At 59.2% G+C, this 19,662-nt stretch carries 20 protein-coding genes; 11 read left to right on the forward strand and 9 right to left on the reverse strand.

Annotated elements, in window-relative coordinates:
* Positions 1–696 precede the first annotated feature (696 nt).
* The 8 genes from rpmH to WG915_RS07640 all read left to right on the forward strand — a co-directional run bounded on the left by rpmH (position 697) and on the right by WG915_RS07640 (position 5,759).
* Positions 697–840 carry a 50S ribosomal protein L34 gene (gene rpmH, locus WG915_RS07605; RefSeq protein ID WP_182385093.1) on the forward strand — a complete coding sequence of 48 codons (144 nt, stop codon included), beginning with the start codon at positions 697–699 and terminating at the stop codon, positions 838–840.
* 19 nt (positions 841–859) lie between these two features.
* On the forward strand, positions 860–1,210 hold the full coding sequence (gene rnpA, locus WG915_RS07610) for a ribonuclease P protein component (protein WP_339564782.1): 351 nt from the start codon (positions 860–862) through the stop codon (positions 1,208–1,210).
* Entirely contained in the window at positions 1,173–1,448 is a 276-nt protein-coding gene (gene yidD / locus WG915_RS07615) for a membrane protein insertion efficiency factor YidD (RefSeq protein WP_339564885.1), read from the forward strand. The genes rnpA and yidD overlap by 38 nt, the downstream gene beginning before the upstream one ends.
* 16 nt (positions 1,449–1,464) lie before the next feature.
* Positions 1,465–2,418, forward strand: a complete 954-nt coding sequence (yidC, locus tag WG915_RS07620) for a membrane protein insertase YidC (protein ID WP_339564783.1) — start codon at positions 1,465–1,467, stop codon at positions 2,416–2,418.
* A 90-nt stretch (positions 2,419–2,508) separates the two neighbouring features.
* Complete coding sequence (gene rsmG, locus WG915_RS07625) at positions 2,509–3,150, forward strand: 16S rRNA (guanine(527)-N(7))-methyltransferase RsmG (protein ID WP_339564784.1); 642 nt, start codon at positions 2,509–2,511, stop codon at positions 3,148–3,150.
* Between the two features lie 34 nt (positions 3,151–3,184).
* Positions 3,185–4,120 carry a ParA family protein gene (locus WG915_RS07630; RefSeq protein WP_339564785.1) on the forward strand — a complete coding sequence of 312 codons (936 nt, stop codon included), beginning with the start codon at positions 3,185–3,187 and terminating at the stop codon, positions 4,118–4,120.
* Positions 4,120–5,202, forward strand: coding sequence for a ParB/RepB/Spo0J family partition protein (locus WG915_RS07635; RefSeq protein WP_339564786.1), 1,083 nt, complete (start codon positions 4,120–4,122; stop codon positions 5,200–5,202). Before WG915_RS07630 ends, WG915_RS07635 begins: the two co-directional genes overlap by 1 nt.
* A complete protein-coding gene (locus WG915_RS07640; RefSeq protein ID WP_339564787.1) occupies positions 5,202–5,759 on the forward strand; it encodes a hypothetical protein in 558 nt (185 codons plus the stop codon). Before WG915_RS07635 ends, WG915_RS07640 begins: the two co-directional genes overlap by 1 nt.
* Before the next feature lie 28 nt (positions 5,760–5,787).
* On the opposite strand, the gene WG915_RS07645 is transcribed toward WG915_RS07640, so the two are convergent.
* From WG915_RS07645 to WG915_RS07675, 7 genes are all read right to left on the reverse strand, one after another.
* The gene (locus WG915_RS07645) at positions 5,788–6,969 is read right to left on the reverse strand and encodes an N-acetylmuramoyl-L-alanine amidase (protein ID WP_339564788.1); all 1,182 of its coding nucleotides are present in this window, start codon (positions 6,967–6,969) and stop codon (positions 5,788–5,790) included.
* Positions 6,970–7,013: 44 nt separating this feature from the next.
* Positions 7,014–7,337, reverse strand: coding sequence for a thioredoxin (gene trxA, locus WG915_RS07650; protein WP_339564789.1), 324 nt, complete (start codon positions 7,335–7,337; stop codon positions 7,014–7,016).
* 17 nt (positions 7,338–7,354) lie between these two features.
* Positions 7,355–8,278 (reverse strand): thioredoxin-disulfide reductase, encoded by a 924-nt coding sequence (gene trxB / locus WG915_RS07655; RefSeq protein WP_339564790.1) that lies wholly within the window; start codon positions 8,276–8,278, stop codon positions 7,355–7,357.
* An 88-nt stretch (positions 8,279–8,366) separates the two neighbouring features.
* Positions 8,367–8,915: a sigma-70 family RNA polymerase sigma factor gene (locus WG915_RS07660; RefSeq protein WP_339564791.1), complete on the reverse strand. Its 549-nt coding sequence runs from the start codon at positions 8,913–8,915 to the stop codon at positions 8,367–8,369.
* A gap of 134 nt (positions 8,916–9,049) precedes the next feature.
* Complete coding sequence (locus WG915_RS07665) at positions 9,050–11,821, reverse strand: murein biosynthesis integral membrane protein MurJ (RefSeq protein WP_339564792.1); 2,772 nt, start codon at positions 11,819–11,821, stop codon at positions 9,050–9,052.
* Positions 11,822–11,900: 79 nt separating this feature from the next.
* Positions 11,901–14,153, reverse strand: a complete 2,253-nt coding sequence (locus tag WG915_RS07670; RefSeq protein WP_339564793.1) for a hypothetical protein — start codon at positions 14,151–14,153, stop codon at positions 11,901–11,903.
* A complete protein-coding gene (locus tag WG915_RS07675; protein ID WP_445227802.1) occupies positions 14,150–14,986 on the reverse strand; it encodes an NUDIX hydrolase in 837 nt (278 codons plus the stop codon). Before WG915_RS07675 ends, WG915_RS07670 begins: the two co-directional genes overlap by 4 nt.
* A gap of 57 nt (positions 14,987–15,043) precedes the next feature.
* On the opposite strand from WG915_RS07675, the gene WG915_RS07680 reads away from it, so the two are divergent.
* The gene (locus tag WG915_RS07680) at positions 15,044–16,492 is read left to right on the forward strand and encodes a CCA tRNA nucleotidyltransferase (RefSeq protein ID WP_445227803.1); all 1,449 of its coding nucleotides are present in this window, start codon (positions 15,044–15,046) and stop codon (positions 16,490–16,492) included.
* Positions 16,493–17,107, forward strand: a complete 615-nt coding sequence (locus tag WG915_RS07685) for a YqgE/AlgH family protein (RefSeq protein ID WP_339564795.1) — start codon at positions 16,493–16,495, stop codon at positions 17,105–17,107.
* Between the two features lie 30 nt (positions 17,108–17,137).
* Here the strand turns inward: WG915_RS07685 and WG915_RS07690 are convergent, their stop codons facing one another.
* Both WG915_RS07690 and WG915_RS07695 read right to left on the reverse strand, forming a co-directional pair.
* Positions 17,138–17,461 (reverse strand): hypothetical protein, encoded by a 324-nt coding sequence (locus WG915_RS07690; RefSeq protein WP_339564796.1) that lies wholly within the window; start codon positions 17,459–17,461, stop codon positions 17,138–17,140.
* 47 nt (positions 17,462–17,508) lie between these two features.
* On the reverse strand, positions 17,509–18,486 hold the full coding sequence (locus WG915_RS07695; RefSeq protein ID WP_339564797.1) for a bile acid:sodium symporter family protein: 978 nt from the start codon (positions 18,484–18,486) through the stop codon (positions 17,509–17,511).
* 83 nt (positions 18,487–18,569) lie between these two features.
* On the opposite strand from WG915_RS07695, the gene WG915_RS07700 reads away from it, so the two are divergent.
* On the forward strand, positions 18,570–19,655 hold the full coding sequence (locus tag WG915_RS07700) for an NADH:flavin oxidoreductase/NADH oxidase (protein ID WP_339564798.1): 1,086 nt from the start codon (positions 18,570–18,572) through the stop codon (positions 19,653–19,655).
* The last annotated feature ends 7 nt before the right edge of the window (positions 19,656–19,662 follow it).

The following is a 19,662-nucleotide window of genomic DNA, read 5'->3' on the forward strand; positions in this document are numbered from 1 at the left end:
CCGAGAAATTGGCGTTGGCCTGTGGTTCCACAGTTTTCTCCACACCTGTGGATAACTTTTCCCGACGTTGTTATTCACAGGATACGCCAATTCCTGTGGATAACTTTCACCGGGGTGTACAACTCTCTGACCTGCATATACATCGAAAAATATCGAAAGTCTGAAGTTTCGGTTGAGAGTTATACACAATTTTGTTTACTCACAGACTGTGTGTAAATCGGATATCTCCATCTTTACTCGGCTAGCCCGTCCCCTGTCCACAGGGAGAAAATGGCTAGCCCTCCTCCGGTAGTGCGGCATGTGGATAACCGTGCAAAAACGTGCTCTACCAGCCAGTAAATTACAAAAATGTCATTCAAGGGGTAGGGTGACTACCCCGGCGTGTCGATTTGTTTTGCCCTGTGATCATGCCGTAGGCTGGCTCCTGTCTGTCACATCACTATATTTTGGTGTGCTTTACGCAGGGTTCGCTCCTCGCCTCGGGGTAGTGAGCCAGGCGGCTCGGAAGTGTGCTGACCTGCTTAACGCTTAACGTGTTATGCAATTCGGGCACCCGAGTTCTAACAATCATCCATAAAGGGTGACTTTGGCCGCGGATTTTGCCAGCGCCAACCAGAAGTAGCCATCAGCTATCTCCGGCGGTGCTTGATTTTCGCAGCTAAAGGATCGCCCGATTAAAACTTTAGGAGTGTAACCGTGGCAAAGGGCAAGCGGACGTTCCAGCCGAACAACCGTCGTCGTGCACGTGTTCACGGCTTCCGTACTCGTATGCGTACCCGTTCCGGGCGCGCAATCGTTGCGGCTCGTCGTTCTAAGGGCCGTGCAAAGCTGACCGCGTAGTTTCTGCGCAGGAATCGGCATGCTCCCTCAGCAACTCAAGTTGGACTCCTCGGAGTTCCGACGCGTAGTTCGAGCAGGCCGACGTACGGGTACCAAAACGGTGGTCGTACACCTGACAGTCGCGGATCAGAGTGAGATTGTTCGTTTCGGCGGACCTCACTTCGGTCTCATCGTTTCCAAAGCCGTCGGTAATTCGATCATTAGGCATCGAACCTACCGGCGGCTTCGGCATGTGTGTCAGCAGGTTGTGGGAACAATTCCACAGGGGTGCGACGTTGTCATCAGGGCGCTTCCGCGCGCCGGACAGGCAACCAGCAAGGAGCTGATGGATGATGTGTCCTACGCACTCGCCAAACTCACCCGAGCCTAGCCGACGTTCCCCAGCAAACCGAGCCTTATTTCAGCTGGTGTTGCTGTATCAAAAATACATATCACCCCTTAAGATGGGGTCAACCTGTCGTTTCGAGCCAACATGTAGCGCATATGCGTTGGATGCGTTGCGGGAACATGGCGCTGTGAAGGCGACCTTGTTGACTGCGGTGCGGCTCGCCAAGTGTGGGCCATGGCATCCGGGTGGATTCGATCCCGTCCGCCCACGTAAAACCTAAGGAGTTAAGACTCACAGTGCTCAACTTTGTATATTGGCTGATTTCTTTTGTGCTGTGGTTCTGGCACAAACTCTTTTCCATCCCCTTCGGTGCGGGCTCCGGAATCTCCTGGATTTTGGCCATTGTCTTTTTGACGTTCTCCATTCGTATCCTGCTGCTCAAGCCGATGATCAATCAGATGCGTTCCGGCCGCAAGATGCAGGAATTCCAGCCATTGATGCAGGAAATTCGCGAGAAGTACAAGAACGATCAGCAAAAGATGATGGAAGAGACGCGCAAGCTCCAAAAGGAGATGGGCGTCAATCCGATCGCAGGCTGCCTGCCGATCCTTGTGCAGATGCCAGTGTTCATCGGCCTGTTCCACGTGCTGCGCTCCTTCAACCGCACCGGCACTGGTGCCGGGCAGCTGGGAATGAGCATTGAGGCGAACCGCAATACTGCGAACTACTACTTCAAGCCGGAGGACGTGCAGTCCTTCCTTGATGCCAAGCTTTTTGGTGTTCCACTGTCTTCCTACATTTGGATGCCGTCGGAGCAGTATGCAGCTTTCCCGGGCGCTGACCTGAGCAAGCTAAAGATCGCCGTAGTCGCCGCGCCCCTGATTCTTATCACCGTGCTGGCGACGCACTTTAACGCGCGGTTGTCCTTGGATCGCCAGAAGGCACGCCTCGCCTCCGGCAAGCAGCAGGCTCCTTCTAATGAGATGATGGCCTCCCAGATGGCCATGATGAACAAAATGATGCTCTGGTTCATGCCAGCAACCCTGCTGTTCACCGGCGTGTTGTGGCACATCGGACTGCTGTTCTACATGGTGGCTAACAACATCTGGACCTTCTTCCAGACCAAGCTTGTTTATGACAAGATGGATAAAGAAGAAGAAGCTGAGATCGAGGCGAAGAAAGCTGCGAAGCGAGCTACTGCTCCTAAGCCAGGTCAACGCCCTGATAATCCAAAGAAGAAGAAAAAGTAGCTAGTTATCCACAAGGAAAGCCACCCACCAGGGTGGCTTTTTTCGTGTCAGCGTAAAGTGTGTACGGACACGGCCCCCAACTTGAGAGCGATGTTTCACGTGAAACCTATACAGACCGCCGCTGCAGACATTTTCGGAGATCGTCTCCCCCTCGCGGAGGCGTACCACGAGCTGTTGGCAACTGATGGCTCTGTACGTGGCTTCATCGGGCCCCGCGAGGTTCCTCGACTCTGGGAGCGGCATATCCTCAACTGTGCGGTGATCGCGGAAGCGATGGCCGCCGATAAACGGGTGGCGGACATTGGTTCCGGCGCCGGGTTGCCGGGTATCCCATTGGCAATTGCGCGCCCAGATCTGAGCATCACGCTCATCGAGCCGTTGCTCAAGCGCTCGGTGTTTCTTGGTGAAGTCGTCGACAAGCTTGGGCTCGACAATGTTCGAGTCATCCGTGGCCGCGCCGAGGAAAAGACTGTGCGTGCCGACGTCGGCAGTGTAGATATCGTGACATCGCGTGCGGTTGCCCCGCTGGGACGGCTCGCGGGCTGGTCCTTGCCACTGCTAAAGAAGGGCGGCAAGATGATTGCGCTTAAGGGCAGCTCTGTAGCGGAGGAGCTGCAGCGTGATGCCCAGCAGATCAAGAAGGCCGGTGGCGGGCTTGCGGAAATTCGTCTCGTGGGCACCGAGCACCTGTCCGATCCAACGACGCTCATCATCATCCCGCGGATCAAGTAGGATAAGAGAGCCATATTTTTCGAAGGGAATGTGAATGGACGAGCAGTTCTGGGACGACACACCGATTGCAGCCGCAGCTAGACGCGCGGCGCAGGTGATGACACCAAACTCCCTCTCACTCCCCCGCCCGGAAACCACCCGGAAAGTTACTATCGCTAACCAAAAGGGCGGCGTTGGTAAGACCACTTCCTCCGTGAATCTGGCTGCAGGACTATCCCTTCACGGGCTGAAAGTACTAGTAGTGGACCTGGATCCCCAGGGAAATGCCTCTACCGCGCTAGGCGCCGAGCATCACTCCGGTGTGCTCTCCTCTTACGAAATGCTCATCGGAGAATGCACAGCCGAGGAGGCGATGCAGAAGTCTACTTTTAATGACAATCTATTCTGCATCCCCGCCACCATTGACTTGGCTGGCTCTGAGATCGAATTAGTGTCCATGGTGCGTCGGGAATACCGCTTAAGTGACGCGCTTGATGACACATTCCTCAGCAGCCAAGGCTTTGACTATGTGATTATTGATTGCCCGCCGTCGCTCGGCCTGCTTACCATCAACGCGATGACCGCAGTGAACGAAGTCATCATCCCGATCCAAGCAGAATACTACGCACTTGAGGGCGTGGGACAGTTGCTGAATAACATCACGATGATTCGCCAGCATCTCAACCCCGAGCTCCACATCAGCGCGATCCTGCTTACTATGTACGATGCCCGCACCAAGCTCGCTGAACAAGTCGCGCAGGAAGTCCGCGAACACTTCGGCGATGTGGTGTTGCGCAACATGATTCCGCGTTCAGTGAAGGTCTCCGAGGCACCGGGCTATGGCCAGACTGTGCTGCAATACGATCCGGGTTCGCGCGGTGCGCTCGCCTACCTGGATGCCGCGAAGGAAATCGCTCGTCGCGGCGACTATTTGCCAAGTGAAGACTCCGGCCCCGTCGGTTGCGCACCACAGAATGGAAAGGACGATTAGTGGCTAACGAAACTCGCAAGGGCGGTCTCGGCCGTGGCCTCGCGGCCCTAATTCCCAGTGCACCGGAGCAAAAGCCGCAGCTGACAAATTCCGCAGCTGACATCATCATCGGTGGCAGCATGGGCGCCGGCCAGGCTGCTCGTGACGCGCGGGAAGCAGGTGCGCTGCCGGCGATGGCTAAGAAAGCTGGGTCCAAGTCCGCCACCAAGAAGAACGCTGCGAAGCAGGTTGCGCGACAAGACTCCGGAGCTAAGCAAAAGCAGGCAGCACAGCCAGCTAAGACAACCGAGTTCGGCGCCACCTACCGGGAAATCCCGATCAACGAGATCCGGCCGAATCCGAAGCAGCCCCGTCAGGTCTTCGATCCCGAAGCCCTCGCTGAGCTCGTCCACTCCATCAAGGAATTCGGCCTCATGCAGCCGATTGTGGTCCGCGAACACGAGGATGGCTACGAGCTGATCATGGGCGAGCGCCGTTGGCGCGCAGCCGCTAAGGCTGGTCTGGAAGCCATCCCCGCCATCGTTCGTGAGACCGATGACGGTGACTTGCTCCGCGACGCGCTTCTTGAGAACATTCACCGCGCCCAGTTAAACCCACTCGAAGAAGCTGCGGCCTACCAGCAACTGCTCGAGGAGTTCGGCGTCACTCAAGCGGAGCTCGCTGATCGTATCGGTCGTTCACGCCCGCTCATCACGAACATGATTCGCCTCCTAGCTCTGCCTGTCAGCGTGCAACGTAAGGTCGCCGCCGGTGTGCTGTCCGCGGGGCATGCCCGCGCTTTGCTGGGATTGAAAGCAGGCTCACCGGCACAAGAAGCTCTCGCGAGCCGAATCGTTGCTGAGGGACTATCAGTCCGGGCAACCGAGGAGGCCGTCACGCTGGCCAATCGTGGCGAAGAGCCAGCACGCCAGAGCCGCACGAAGGCCCCGCTGCCCGAATTCGCTAGCGCTGCCGCGTCTCGGCTTGGGGATCGCTTTGACACCCGAGTACAGGTCCAAATGGGTAAACGAAAAGGCAAGATTGTGGTCGAGTTCGGCGACCGTGATGATTTCGAGCGCATCATGGGACTGCTGGAGGACTAATGCGCATTGAGCCGGTGAGTTTGGGAAATGTCCACCCGGCTTGCCGTCGCTCTGCCTTTTGGGAGGCTGGCTCCACGGTGGCAGACGCGGAGATGGCGAAAGAGCTCTGGCTCAGCCGCACCCTAATGACTTACGGGACCTGCGGATTTTCTGCCATTTCCGACTCCCCTGTCGCAACCATCCTCTTTGCCTCCCCTACCCTGCTGCCGGGCGCGCAAGAACTGCCCAGCGGTCCGGTCGCCGCCGATGCGACGCTCCTGAGCTCCCTGTTTTGTGGCTGCCTGGACAGCGGCAACACCAACCTGCAGACCGTGCTTATCGACGCCGCCTTGGCCCATCTCCTATCCCGCGATGTACCCGCGGTCGAGGCTTTTGGCTGGCGCTCGGGTACCTATGGCCCAATCGGCCTCATCCCCGAGGAACTGTTGCTTGCTTCCGGATTCGCAGTGGTCAAAGAGCACGAGGAAGTGCCTCGCTATCGTCTGGAACTCCCACCCGCCGATGGTTTGCTCGCGGCCGCCGAAGTGGAAGAATTGCTTTCGCTAGCGCTCTGCTAGACAACGCCAGGCTCGACTAGCGAGCCCGCTATTGCGCCTCTGCTTCTAGCAGCTCCGCGAACTTGTAGGTGCCGGTAGGCTGATCGTCGTCGTCAAGCAGGTAGAGCCGCTTCACGGCCACAATGATTGCCTCTGCGATGGCATCACGGTTATTCGGGTCGGTGAGGATCTCAACGTCTCCCGGATTCGTCAGATAGCCACACACCAACTCGATGGTCGGCATTTTGGTCATCCGGAGCAGATCCCAGGTTCGCGCGTGGTTGCGGCAATTGCCTAGCCCCGTGCGAGCCACTACCTCGCGTTGGATGTAACCGGACAGCATTTCGCCGGTCAGCGAGGTAGCGCCGATCTCCGAACCGAAGTAGAACGTGGACACACCGTTGGCACGTTCGTTCGGATAGGAATCGCACTGCAGATTAATTAGCAGATCCGCCCCAAAGGCATTAGCGATCTCGGCGCGCTGCTTCGTGTCTGGTTCGGACAGGCGTGGGCGCGAAAGGATCGCTTCCATCCCTGCCGCGATCATCCGGCCCTCAACGCGGGTAGCTAGATCCCAGAGGATCTCTTCCTCCGTGATGCGACCAAACTTTCCATCCACCACTTGGCCCTTGTTGGAGCCGCCGAGGTGCGGGTCAATAACCACGCGTTTCCCGGCTAGCTTCGGACCGGCCTGGCGGACGCGCTCCCGCTCGCTAATGGCTTGGCGGGAACCACCGGTGATCCGGCGCCCTAAAAGACCCAGCGCGCGGATGGTGTCGGGACCCGTGATGCCATCCTCGTTTAGCCCGTAGTTGAGCTGATAGTTCATCACGGCGTTGTAGGTGGCCTCACCATAATGGCCGTCGATGCGGTGCGCGTAAAAGCCCAATTCCTGTAGCTGCGTCTGTAGCTCGACGACATCATCACCAATCATGACGTTGCCCGGCTGATAGATCAGCACGCGGGTGCCCAAACGGTAGGAGGCTTCCCGTAGTAGGCGCAGCAACTTGTCACAGATGACACCGTCGGCCCGGATACCGCGGCTCTGCTGGAAAGCACGCAGCGCTGAGGCCAGTTCCTCGTCGAAGTACATGTCTTCCTGCGAGAACTGGCGTGAGGCGCCCGGCTGCAGTTCACCTTCGTGGTGTGGCAACAGCCCCAGCCTCGCCAAGGTAGCCCGTACTTCGGCTACCCGAGGGCTTTTATCGCCAACCTGCAACAGTTCGGTCACTGCTCTCCTATCAATGTAGATCTTTAGGTGTCTTAGATTACCAGTTACAGCTGAGCGTTCAGCTTGGCGACTATCTCTTGCTTTGAGCGCACACCCAAGAACTCGTCGACCTTTTTGCCGCCCTTGAAAATCATCACAGCTGGGATCGACATGATCTGGTACAGCGCGCCGAGGGTGCGTTCATCATCCACATTGACCTTGGCTACGGTGACTGCGTCACCGAGCTCCTCGGCTACTTCTTCCAGCACTGGTCCGAGCTTCTTACACGGGCCACACCACTGGGCCCAAAAGTCCACGAGGACAGGTTTCTCAGAGTCAATGACCGTACTCCGGAAAGTGTCGGTAGTGACATTAATGACGTTGCTCATGCGATACTCCTAAAGCGTTAAGCGAGGTAATGCTCTGCGTCGATCGCAGCGCGGCAACCGGAGCCAGCAGCGGTAATAGCCTGCTGATAGTGGCTGTCCACAATGTCACCTGCAGCGAACACTCCCGGCACGTTAGTACGCGTGGAAGGCTCTTCCACCACAATGTAGCCGGACTCGTCAGTCTTGACGGCAGGCTGCACCAGGGCAGAGCGAGGGTCGTGCCCAATGGCCACGAACATCGCGGTAACGGGAAGCACGGAAACCTCGCCGGTGACCGTGTCCTTGAGTTCCAAGCTTTCCACGGAAGACTCGCCAAGTACCCGGGACACCACCTTGTTGGTGGCAAACTTAATCTTTTCGTTAGCTTTTGCGCGCTCGAGCATGATCGCGGAAGCACGGAAATCCTCGCGGCGATGCACGATGGTCACGGACTTGGCGAATTTGGTCAGGAAGGTCGCCTCTTCCATTGCGGAATCGCCACCACCGACGACGGCGATGTCGTGGTCGCGGAAGAAGAAACCATCGCAGGTGGCGCAGGAGGAAACGCCCCGGCCGAGCAGCTCCTGCTCACCAGGAACACCAAGGTAGCGCGGCGCCGCGCCCATCGCGAGAATCACGGTACGAGCCTGGTAGAGGTCATCCCCCACCCAGATCTTCTTGACGTCACCCTCCAGCTCGACACGGTCCACAATCTCCATGAGCATTTCGGTGCCGAAGCGCTCTGCCTGGTTGCGCATCTGCTCCATGAGTTCTGGGCCCATGACGCCCTCGGCAAAGCCAGGGAAGTTTTCCACCTCAGTGGTGGTCATCAGGGAACCGCCGAATTCGATGCCTTCAAACATGATTGGCTTCAGCTCGGCACGCGCCGCATAAATCGCTGCGGTATATCCCGCAGGACCGGAACCGATGATGGCAACGTCGTGGACAGGGGTTTCGCTCATGGTGCAACAACTTTCATTCGAATTGGGTATTCGCCTAGGCCAACCAGCTTAGCGCTCTCATTGTCCCATTCAACATCGGTGCTGCGACTTACATTCCCACCAGCTCTGCTTGGTGTGCCCGCAGGTGTTGCATCGCGCGGGAGCGGCGAGATTTCAGGGTTCCTATAGAAACTCCGAGGTCAGTTGCGGCGCGGCGGACAGTGAAGCCGAGCAGGTCCACCATGAGCAATACCCTGCGCTGATTCTCATTCAGGCGCAGCAACACGTTGGACAGTGTCAAGGTGAGGTCGAGTGCGCTCAATGGGTCATAAGTCCGTTGCGGGATGTCGGCAGCTTCGTCGTCGATAAGCAGCAGTTCGGCGCTGCGGTAGCGGCACCTGCGGAAGTCATAGCTCGCGTTGCTGACCAGGCGGTGGAGCCAGGTTTTTAGGCTGCAGTCGGCACGGAACATGTGCATGGTCCGGCTGGCGCGAAACAGCGCCTCTTGCAAGATGTCCTGGGCATCGTGGTCAGTGTTGACCTGCCGCCGGGCTGCCCACCACAGCGAGTGGTGATAGCGGTGGACGATTTCGGCAAAGGCCTGTTCATCGCCACCAATGTAATTGGACACCAATGTTTGATCGGTGCACACAGTCATGGTGCTTATTCCCCCGTGTTATTAAAGTTTCCCCCTTGCAATCACTATTGTGCCCCGGGCCACAAGAAAGCGCTTGGCGAGGGCTATCCCGGCTGGGGATAACTCTGACCAAGCGCTTCGGTTGTGGCGTTAAATCAGCTGGTTGGAGTAGGTATCACAGAAGTATGCACAATATCGGAGTCCACCCGCACAGGTGAATCGCTGCGGAAGCCGCCCACTACGCCCATCAGGTAGGCGGTGAGGACCGCGATGATCGCGACCAAGGTGATGGAAATGCCGATCAGCATGCTCGTCATCGTGCGGGAGAAACGTTTAGCACCAAAGCCCGCGAGGGCATCCGGCTCCGGGTGCTTCTCGACGACCGTAGGAAGCAATTCCGTCTCCGGGACTTCTGACTCGCCCCGCAGCCGCGCCGCCACCGTGGCTGCTTCAGCAGGCTCAAGTTTCTCGTCGCGCACCAACTGGGTGAAAGCCAGCACGAGTTGCTTACGATCCTGTTCGGGGCTGTTGCAGGCGAGCACCGCTGGGAAGGCCAGCACTGCGCTGCCCTCAGAATTGATGCGCACCCGGTCGATGGCGTCGATACCCAATGGCAGGCTTTTCGCATGGGCGCTAGCGGCGGCATCAGCGAGCGGGGCAAGGGCTAGCGCTGCCGCATCTCGGTTGGCCTCCCCCAACTCGGCTACGGCGCGGAGCGCGGATCCGGGGACCCAGTCTGCGATGACGAGGCACCCGGCGCGATAGGCAACCACTTGGATGCCATCAGCAATTGCAGGATGGCCGAGCTCGGCAAGCTTACGGGTGCGACGAGTGACCTCAGCGGCAGCACCAGCAGAGGCGGCCGCAGAGGCGCCGGCGGTATCCACGAAAGTCAAGGCCACATCGCGGCCGGAGGTGAGATCCTTGGCCTGCCAGAACTTAGCTGTTACAGCTTCATCCCCTGCTACACCGAAGGACTTCAGGAGGCGGAAACGGCCGTCGAGAACCGGAGCGCCCGGCAGCAGCCGTGGCGGTTGCACCAGGCCGGCGGACATCGGGGCAGGGATCGGGGTGGACTCGGTGGCGGCGACTGCTAGCGACACTTCTGCCGCCTGGCTTGGCGTCGCCCGGCCGAGCTTGCGCTTAACTACATCGCGGAAACGCTGCACCTCCTCCAGCGGGGACTTGGCCAGGATCGCAATGGTGACCGCCAAGAAGAAGCATCCGATGAGGGCGGTGCGTACGAGGAATCCAGCGGAGCCGAACTGGATCCAGAGCTGAGCCAAAAGGGTCTTGAGGGCGAGATCCAAGATCCACGCAGCCAGGGCGCCGACCAGGGAGGCTCCGGTGACCCAGAGCGTTGATCGCAAAACATCGCGACCATTGAGCGAGCCGAGGTGGCGTCGTAGCAGGAAGCCACCGATCACCGCACCAGCGACGAAACCAAATCCATTGGCTGCGCCGAGCAGCACCACAACGCGCTCCGGGGAGGTCGCGATGACGGGGGCCAGGTAGGACAGGATGATCTTGGTGAGCGTAATCCCGGCGATGATGAACGTTGGGGTCCAGGCTTCCTCGCGGGCGTAAAAGACGCGCAGATGCAGCAAGACGAGCGCGTACGGGATCAAGGTGAACGCGGAGAAGGACAGCGTCCAGCCGAGCGTAGTGGCAGCCGCTAGCGAGAACTCAAGGTAGGCGAATAGGCCGATGGAAATGTAGGTGCCGAAGGCGGTGAAGAACACCACCACCGGGATCAGGGCGAGGAAGGTGAGCTTGGTGCCCAAGGTTAGGTCGGCGACCACGCCAGCGTCGTCCCCTTCCGCAGCGCGCCGGGACAAGCGAGGCATGATAGCGGTCAGCAGGGTGACACCGATGATGCCGTAGGGCATCTGGAGCAGCAGCCAGGACTGCTGGTAGATGTTTGGGGCCGCAGCATCGGCACCGGAGGCGATGCGGGTGGTCACGATGTAACCAGCCTGGGAGATCGCCACGTACACGATGATCGCCAACGCCATTCCACCGAATTGCTTGAGGCGATCATCAATGCCCCACAGCGGCTTCAGATTGACCCCAGCCTTGTGGAGGTACGGCAACAAAATGATTGCCTGGACAATCACGCCGAAAGTAGTACCCAGTCCGAGCAACAGGACATGCGGATCAGACAGCGTTACCGGTTGCTGTGGATCCAAGTGTCCGGGCAGCAGCCAATAGGCAGCCAGGGTTGCGAGCGCGATGAGGTTGTTGACCACCGGCGCCCAGGCACCGGGTTTAAAGATTCCCTTGGTATTCAAAATCGCCATGAAGAGCGAAAACACACCATAGAAGAAGATTTGTGGCAGAAGAAAGACAGCGAAGGCGGTGGCCTGGCTGAGGTTCACTTGACCATCGGAACGAAGCTGCAGCGCAGTCAGTAACGGCGCCGTGGCAACGGAGGTGACGGTGACAAAGATTAGCAATGCCGCTGCGAGAGTAAACAACCGTCGGATGAACGCCTCTCCCCTATCGGCATCCTCCTTCTCCGCACGAACCAGGACAGGCACCACCAGCGAGGTGAGCACGGCCCCGAGAACGATCTCCGTGATGAGGTTTGGGAGTGTGTTGGCTGTATTAAATGCAGAGGAGATCGCCTCGCCCAGCGTCCACACGATCATCGCGTTGCGCAGGAAGCCCGTGATGCGAGAAATCAGCGTGGCGACGGCCATAGAGCCGGTGGATCGGACAAGGTCGGCATCCGACGGTTCCGCCCCGTCGGCTACTGGAACTGCCGGTGATGTTGCGGGGTCATGGAGCAGCAAGGAGCGGTCGTCGACAGGCTCAGAAGCTGGCGCCTTTCTCCGTACCGGCTCCGCGGTGGGTGCGGGTGGAGCCGGAGCGACGATGCGTGAGCGTTGGCCCTGCGGTTGAGTCTGGGAATTCAAAGAGTCCACGTCTGCCCATTCTTGGAGGGATCGGGGGTAAAAGCAAGAGTTTAGCCCTTCTCCAACGCGAAACCACGATACAACGAGCCTAAATGCGACGAGATCTACGTCGTTTCACGTGAAACATCGCAAAACCGAGCGCACCGAGAAGTAGCGTGATGATGCCACCCTTGCCAAGTACTCCGGAGCGAGTCTGCACGCCGATTTCTACTGGAACGCTGATTCGGGTGTCATCTGGGGTGGCCAACCAGACGGTGAGATCCGTGCGGCCCTTCGTTTCGGGGAGATCGGCCATCATCTGCGTGGTGATAGAGCCTCGCGCCGGGATTTTCAGGGATTCCGCGACCGTAATGGAGGCTCCTTCCGGACCCGAATAGCCTAGGCGAGCATCAACTGGCAGGGGTAAGCCGTTCTCGGCCACGATGAGCAAGGGAGAGGACTCAGAGGTGCGGGTGTATACGTTGCCTGGAGGCAGCAGTACTACGGAAGCACGCAGCTGTTGCAGGATGTCGCGGTTGCGGTTGAGGATTTCGTCAGTGAGTTGAGCCCGAGAATCGTAGCTACCGATGCTGCGGCGTGCGTTGGTAGACAGCGCGCGCAAGATGTCATAGCGCAATGGGTTGGTGAACCCTGTCGGAGTAAGCGCGATCGTCGGTTCCGGAACGGTGAGGTTCGTCAGATCATCAATGTTCTTCGCTTGTTGCCCGGCGCGCAAGATCTCGGTGTCGGTGACTACCGTCGGGTCTGCGAAGGGAGAGCCACTGTTGGCCGCGCCGGCAGCACTGACCTCCGGGGCGCCCGTCGGGGCTTGTGCAATGTACTCGGGTAGGGAAATTGCTGTCGCGCGCCCGCTGTCAAAGAGCTGGTGGACACGTTGCTGTAGCGCTTGCAGATCTTCGGCCTGCAGATCCGGTGGTGGCACGATCAGCAGTGGACGCTCGCTCTCTGCCACGGCCAAGGAGACTCCGGCCGCTGCGCTAGTTCGACGTGCTACCGCGGAGTCGAGTCGATAATCAAAGCGCTCCCACTGGTTGGCATAGCCAGCTGTTGCCGGCGTATCGCCGATTGTTGCCAGCAGCGCCGAAAGCTCGGAGTGATAGCCCACCGCGGTGAGCCGCTCGCTCATCTTGGTCACCGGGGCCGAAATCGTATTGTCCGCGACAAGCACACTCGTCGGCTTTGTGAGCGTTTCGTCGATGCTGTGCAGGGCGCGGTCTTCCAGGTAACCGAAACCGGGATGGATCACAGTTGAATCGACCGGCACGCCCAGCACTTGATTCAGCTTATTCTCGCCTCGGGTGAGCGCTTCGCGCATCAAAGTGTTGTTCCCAGTCTTAGCTACCGCGTTAAGCTCAGCGTTAGCCCATGGCAAGGGCACAATACAGCCACCTTCGCGGGCAATGCCTCGTAGCTGAGCAATCCATAGTGCGGCATCTTGTGCGCCTGTGCCAGGAACACCCGGGACCTCCTCGGTTTTAGAACCCCAGGAGTCGCGCAGGCGGGGTTTACGCGCAACTGGGTTCTTGCGCCCCTCCGCAACTTGGTAGCCGTGAGACATGCGCTCGGCGGTGGCGGCCACCTCAGGGTCAACGGCGAGACAGCTGCTGGAATTGTTCGTCTCGTAGGCCTGCAATAGCTGGGTAAGGCGCCCATCGGGGCCGAGGTCTTGAGCGAATTGTTCGCTTTGTAGGACTAGCGGTGGATCATTAGGAGCCTCCCCAGTTTCACCAGGCAGAATGTTGGTGAGTCCGGTAACCGGGATGAGCATACTCACCGGAGTAGTTGACTGTTCCTTCGCTTTGGGCAGGTCACCGACTTGGAAGAGGGTGCGCTGTGATGTCAGATATTGCTGACCGCCGGCTCCCAACTGTCCATTGAGGTTGATGAGCAGCGGATATACCCCGGGCTCTTCCAGCTGTAGTTCTTCGAGCGGGATCTCAGTGGTGAAGGTGTAGCTTTCTTCCGGGGCCAGGTCAATATTGAGGCTGTGGAAGGACGCCGCAATCCCGTAATAGGATTGGTCGGCGGCCAGCGCCGAGCTTCCCGCAGTGACTGAGGAGACAGGCGCGCCGCGTTGGGTGCGCACGTTGACATCGCTCAACGCTACGCCCGACTTATTGACCAGTGTGACGGTCATGGTGTTGCCCTCGATATGGTCGATACTCGAGCTCACTAGTGACTGCGTGTCTAGGGTGCGGACCTCCGGGTTCGCCCACTGCAATGCGATTTCGGGGTTTGCGGGGGTGAGCGGAAACGGTACCGCGCCCGCCATAGGAAGGGTGGTCAAGGAGCCGGCGAGGGCGATCCCGGCTATCTTGGGCAACCAGTGCGGAGCCCTCACCGGGGGGTTGCCTTTCCCTCGGCTTTCGCTGCTCGGGCGAAATCTGGGATGAGATCGTGTGCGATGCGCGCGAGTTTGCGCTCGTCAGCATAAGCAAGTCGCTCGATGAGCTCGCTCGCTGGCACCCACGCTACTTCGGTTACCTCGGGGTCTTCATCGTTGAGGTCGCCGTCCACGTAGGAAAGCAGGTGGTGGTGCACTGTTTTGTGGATGCGGGTGCCTTCGGAGACAAACCAGTAGTCGATCACGCCCAGTTCGGCGAAAACCTTGCCATGGATGCCGGTTTCTTCCCAGACTTCGCGTTCTGCCGTGGCGGCGCGGTTCTCCCCTGGCTCGACGTGACCCTTTGGCATCGACCACAGGAGGCGACCGCGACGATCGAGGCGACCGATGAGGGCGACATAAATCTTGGCGAGGTCAACGTTCCCGGCGTCGTCAACAGCCTCAGCGAGACCACTGACCACCAGGCCACCCGCTGAGGTTTCATCATTGGTCTGCATGTGGGAGCGCTCGGGGTAGCGCTGAGAGGTGCGCTGTTTCGTGCGTTGGTCCCGGTTCGGGCGTCGGCCGCGACGGCCGCGACGACGCTGGCCACCCTCCTGTGCGTCCTCGGTGCGTGGCGTAGCCTGTTCGGGTTTATTGGCCCCACCGCGGCGGCCACGGCGGCGGCGCCGACGCTTATTCGAGCCCTCGGTTGCTGACTTTTCCTGACCCTGCTTTTCCGGGCCGGTGGACGCTTCGCCACCCCGGGACGCGGCGGCACCTTGTGGGCCACGTCGCCTAGGCTTCGGGGTTTCGGCGCTCGGCCGTTGCTGGTCAGTCATCCTTAACATCGTATCCTGCCACCGCGTCTCACACGAGGATTGGTTCCCGGCGGGGCCACAAGTAGAATGTGCCAGGTGAACGCAGAACTTGATTCGACCGCCCGCCTTGGCATGCTCGCGCGCGCTACCAGCGCACTTGAGGAGCTCCGGGGCACGCTGGCACCCTTGGCTGCGCTTTTCGACGCCCGTGGCCACCGCCTCTACCTTGTAGGTGGTAGCGTCCGCGACGCCATGCTGGGAAAACTGAGTCATGACCTGGACTTCACCACCTCCGCCCTCCCCGAGGAAACCCGGGCGATTCTGGACGAATATGCCGATGTGGTGTGGGATACGGGCATCGATTTTGGCACGCTGTCAGCGGAGAAGCATGGGCAGCAGATTGAGATCACCACGTTCCGTGCTGACGCCTACGACGGAGATTCCCGAAACCCCGTGGTGGAATATGGCGATAGTTTAGAGGGCGATCTTATTCGCCGAGACTTCACCCTTAACGCCATGGCCGTTGAGATTGGTCCGGCAGGCGAGCTGAATTTCCATGATCCGCTGAATGGATTGGCGGCGCTGGAAGCGGGCGTACTAGATACCCCTGCCCTGCCGTCGCAAAGCTTCCACGATGACCCACTGCGCATGCTCCGTGCCGCGCGCTTTGTGTCTCAGCTCGGGTTCTCGGTCGCACCGCGCGTGCAGGAAGCCATGAGCGATATGGCGGCGGAGATCAACCGAATCACCAAAGAACGTATTCAGGTGGAGCTGGACAAACTGATGGCCGGTGCTGCCCCGTGGGACGGGTTTGACCTTCTAGTTGCCAGCGGTATCGCCGCGCATGTGCTGCCCGAGCTCACCGCGATCCAAATGGAAGCCGACGAGCACCTGCAACACAAGGATGTCTATGCGCACTCGATGACTGTGCTGCGTCAGGCCATGGACCAAGAAGAAGACGGGCCAGACCTGGTGCTGCGGTGGGCAGCGCTGCTGCATGACTGCGGTAAGCCAGCAACCCGCGCGTTTGTCGACGGCCGGGTGACCTTCCACCACCACGAGGTCGTGGGCGCGAAGCTGGTCCGCAAGCGAATGCGCGCGCTGAAGTACTCCAAGCAGATGGTGGCCGATGTTTCCCAGCTGGTATTTCTGCATATGCGTTTCTATGGCTATGGCGAGGATGCCTGGACCGACTCCGCGGTGCGCCGCTATGTCACGGATGCCGGTGAGTTGCTGCCTCGGCTGCATAAACTAGTGCGCGCCGATTGCACCACCCGTAACCAGAAGAAGGCGGCCAGGCTTCGTCGCGCCTACGACAATTTGGAGGAGCGCATTGTCGAGCTGTCCGCCAAAGAAGATTTGGCAAAGGTCCGTCCTGACCTCGACGGAAATGCGATCATGGAACTGTTGGGCCTGCAGCCGGGTCCCGAGGTCGGCAAGGCATGGGCGTTCCTCAAGGAGCTCCGCTTAGAACGCGGCCCGCTTGATCCGGCCGAGGCAGAACGTGAACTGCTTGCCTGGTGGAAGGAACAATAAATGGAGGACTTCTTTGCCGACCGGCTGTTTCGAGCTCTCGAGCTTGGGGATATCGCCCCCGGTAGCGTGTTGCTCGCAGCTCCGGGCATCGATCTGGACTTCCGTTCCCGTACCGCAGTGTTGATCGTGGAGCAGACGCCGGAACGAACCCTGGGGATCACGCTGAACAAACGCGGTGATGTTGCGGTGGCAAATGTCATGGAGCAGCTAGTACCACTCGTTGCCGCCCCGCAGGCCTTCTACGTGGGTGGCGATGAGAACTTGGACTCCGTGGTCGCACTGGGAGTCCTGAAGGCCGGTCTCACCCCTGCGGACATTGCAAGCGCACCGTTCTTGCGCTATCTCGCGCATCGCATCGTGGTAGTAGATCTGCGTGCCCCGCTAGCGCAGCTTCAGCAGTATGTGGAATCCGTGCGGCTGTTCGCCGGCTACCTAGAGTGGCAGGGCGATCGGCTGGAGGAAGAGCTCGGCCAGGGCTACTGGTATGCCACTCCTGCGTTGGCCTCCGATGTGATCGCTCCGGGCGCGGTAGACCTATGGGCAGAGATTCTGCGGAGGCAGCCGATGCCACTGCCGCTGTTTGCCACCTTCCCTAGCGACTTGGAAGATAACTAGCCCTTTCTAAGTGTATCGTCACGTGACGCTTTAGTGTAGGGGTAGTTTAGCCTCCGCTTCCAGCCAGAGCGCAGCGAATTCTTCGGCCGAAATCATCTCAGTTTCGATGTCCTCGAGTTGACCCCAGGAGTCTGGATGCGGGATCAACTGCTGGGGTGGGCTGGACATGTTGACGCAGGCTGCGGGGTGCTGCGCCGATGCGCGTCGAAAAGCGCCCGTAATGCTGCCCTCCGCGGTAGCCTCCAGCAGACGTACGGGGCGGCATAGTGGCGAGCCCTCGAGAGGCTCCAGCTCCGCGAGATGAATGACAACAGCCACTCCCGGGACGCGCAATGTGGTTTTCACGTGGATCATGTTCACGTGACCTAGTGTGCGTCGGAGTGGCTGCCGAGTGCAAGTTGTTAGGAGTCGAGCAATCTTCTTTGTGCGTAGTGAGAGGCAAGCACAGAGCAAATCATCAGCTGCAGCTGGTGGTAGATCATGAGGGGAAGAATCAGCATGCCGAGGCTGCCCGTGCCGAAGATCACTGAAGCCATGGGGAGGCCGGTGGCAAGGGACTTCTTTGAGCCACAGAACTCGATTGCAATGCGATCGGCCTGATTGAAGCCGAGGAAGCCGGCGATCCATCGGGTGAGGGCCAGCATGGATATCACCAAGAAAATCGAGAACAGCGCCAAACCGATGATCTGCATTGCGGTGACAGACTGCCATACGCCCGAAACCATTCCGGCGGAGAAGGCGGAATAGACCACCATCGTAATTGAGCCGCGATCGACCACCTTAGTTGCCTTGTGGGCGGCGATCCCCTTCACCCATTTTCGTGCCAGCTGGCCGAGTATGAATGGCAGGAGGAGCTGCACTGCGATGTCGATGAAGACACCGCTGTCTACCGTCACCCCTCCCCCGGCCTGCATAGTCAGCATCACCAACAGTGGGGTTAGGATCACTCCGATCAGGTTCGAAGCCGAAGCGCTGACTATGGATCCGGCTACATTTCCGCCGGCGATCGAGGTGAAGGCGACCGAGGATTGGACGGTGGAGGGCACGAGTGTCATATACAAGATGCCGTCATACATGCCGGAGGGCAGGATGTCGCGGAGCGGCATCATCGCTAGTCCAATGAGCGGGTACACAACGAAAGTGAACACCAGGATAGTGAGGTGCAACTTCCAGTGTTTGAATCCTTCGAATGCCTCGGCGGGTGACAGCCGCGCGCCGTAGAGGAAGAAGAGCAGGGCGATCGCGATAGAAGTGGCGATGGAAAACAGCTCGGCATTTCGGCCCGATACTGGCGCGATGATGGCGACGACCACCGCGAGGATGATCAGCACGATGAGCACGTCTATCTTGGGCTTTTTGATTCTCCACAACTTGGGCATACCGACAGTCTAGGAAGAACCCATGGTTGTTTCACGTGAAACCATTAAGATTTTCTTGGCTTGTCAGCATAAAATAGCGACTTATGAATCTTCTTGAACCTATTGCCATTCGCGATTTGGAAATCAAAAATCGCGTCTGGCTCGCGCCGATGTGCCAATACCAAGTGGACACGCTCGACGGGACGCCGAACCTGTGGCATCTCATGCACTATGGTGCTCGTGCTGCGGGAGGGTTCGGCCTCATCATTGCAGAGGCGACTGCCATCGCGCCGGAAGGCAGGATCAGCAACCGTGACGCGGGAATCTGGTCCCCAGAGCACATTCTCAAGTGGCACCCGATCGTTTCCTTTGCTCACGAACAAGGCAGCAAAATGGCGCTCCAGATCGGGCATGCCGGCCGGAAAGCATCCACTTACCCTGCTCTTCCTGGATTTCCGGCGGGAACCATGCCGCCAGCAGAAGGCGGCTGGGAAACACTCGCCCCTAGCGCGATTGCAATGGAGGGGCTGGAGACGCCACGGGAAATGACCCATGAGGAGATCCTCGGGCTGCCTCAGCAGTTTGCCGCCGCTGCTCGCCATGCAGTGGCGGCGGGGTTCGATGCCGTAGAGATTCATGCCGCCCATGGCTATCTCTTGCATCAGTTCCTCTCTCCGCTGTCCAACACCAGGATCGATGACTTCGGCGGCACCTTTGCCAACCGCACGCGCTTGCTTCTCGACGTCATCGCTGCCGTCCGCGATTCGATCCCAGAAGGCATGCCGCTTTTGGTTCGGGTCTCTGCTACGGATTGGATGTCTGACCAGGCCTCTTGGGACCTCTCCCAAACGATTGAGCTGACCAAGCTCTTGCAGCAGGCCGGCGTTGATGTACTTTCCGTGAGCAGTGGTGGTCTGGTGCCAGCGGAGATCCCAGTGGCACCTGGCTATCAGACGGAGTTGGCAGCCAAGATCCGCGCCGCAACGGGGATCATCACCGCAGGTGCGGGGCTGATTACTGAGCCGCAGCAGGCTGAGGACTACTTGCAGAACGGTGATGTGGATGCGGTACTGATTGGGCGCGCCGCACTGCGAGACCCGAATTGGCCACTGCGAGCGGCTCATGAACTGGGGGCTTCAGCGGAAGAGATTGGATATCCCGCTAGCTACGCCCGCGGGGCCTGGCGCTAAGCGAAGT

The sequence above is a fragment of the Corynebacterium sp. H128 genome (assembly GCF_037482625.1).
GTDB lineage: Bacteria > Actinomycetota > Actinomycetes > Mycobacteriales > Mycobacteriaceae > Corynebacterium.

What these genes read in the sequence shown, in the direction of transcription:
- WG915_RS07680 (WP_445227803.1), top strand. Translation starts at nt 15,044, where the DNA reads ATGTGCCAGGTGAACGCAGAACTTGATTCGACCGCCCGCCTTGGCATG.
- WG915_RS07640 (WP_339564787.1), top strand. Translation starts at nt 5,202, where the DNA reads ATGCGCATTGAGCCGGTGAGTTTGGGAAATGTCCACCCGGCTTGCCGT.
- rnpA (WP_339564782.1), top strand. Translation starts at nt 860, where the DNA reads ATGCTCCCTCAGCAACTCAAGTTGGACTCCTCGGAGTTCCGACGCGTA.
- rsmG (WP_339564784.1), top strand. Translation starts at nt 2,509, where the DNA reads ATGTTTCACGTGAAACCTATACAGACCGCCGCTGCAGACATTTTCGGA.
- WG915_RS07630 (WP_339564785.1), top strand. Translation starts at nt 3,185, where the DNA reads ATGGACGAGCAGTTCTGGGACGACACACCGATTGCAGCCGCAGCTAGA.
- WG915_RS07690 (WP_339564796.1), bottom strand. Translation starts at nt 17,461, where the DNA reads ATGATCCACGTGAAAACCACATTGCGCGTCCCGGGAGTGGCTGTTGTC.
- trxA (WP_339564789.1), bottom strand. Translation starts at nt 7,337, where the DNA reads ATGAGCAACGTCATTAATGTCACTACCGACACTTTCCGGAGTACGGTC.
- WG915_RS07700 (WP_339564798.1), top strand. Translation starts at nt 18,570, where the DNA reads ATGAATCTTCTTGAACCTATTGCCATTCGCGATTTGGAAATCAAAAAT.
- WG915_RS07695 (WP_339564797.1), bottom strand. Translation starts at nt 18,486, where the DNA reads ATGCCCAAGTTGTGGAGAATCAAAAAGCCCAAGATAGACGTGCTCATC.
- trxB (WP_339564790.1), bottom strand. Translation starts at nt 8,278, where the DNA reads ATGAGCGAAACCCCTGTCCACGACGTTGCCATCATCGGTTCCGGTCCT.
- WG915_RS07675 (WP_445227802.1), bottom strand. Translation starts at nt 14,986, where the DNA reads ATGTTAAGGATGACTGACCAGCAACGGCCGAGCGCCGAAACCCCGAAG.
- WG915_RS07685 (WP_339564795.1), top strand. Translation starts at nt 16,493, where the DNA reads ATGGAGGACTTCTTTGCCGACCGGCTGTTTCGAGCTCTCGAGCTTGGG.
- yidD (WP_339564885.1), top strand. Translation starts at nt 1,173, where the DNA reads ATGTGTCCTACGCACTCGCCAAACTCACCCGAGCCTAGCCGACGTTCC.
- WG915_RS07660 (WP_339564791.1), bottom strand. Translation starts at nt 8,915, where the DNA reads ATGACTGTGTGCACCGATCAAACATTGGTGTCCAATTACATTGGTGGC.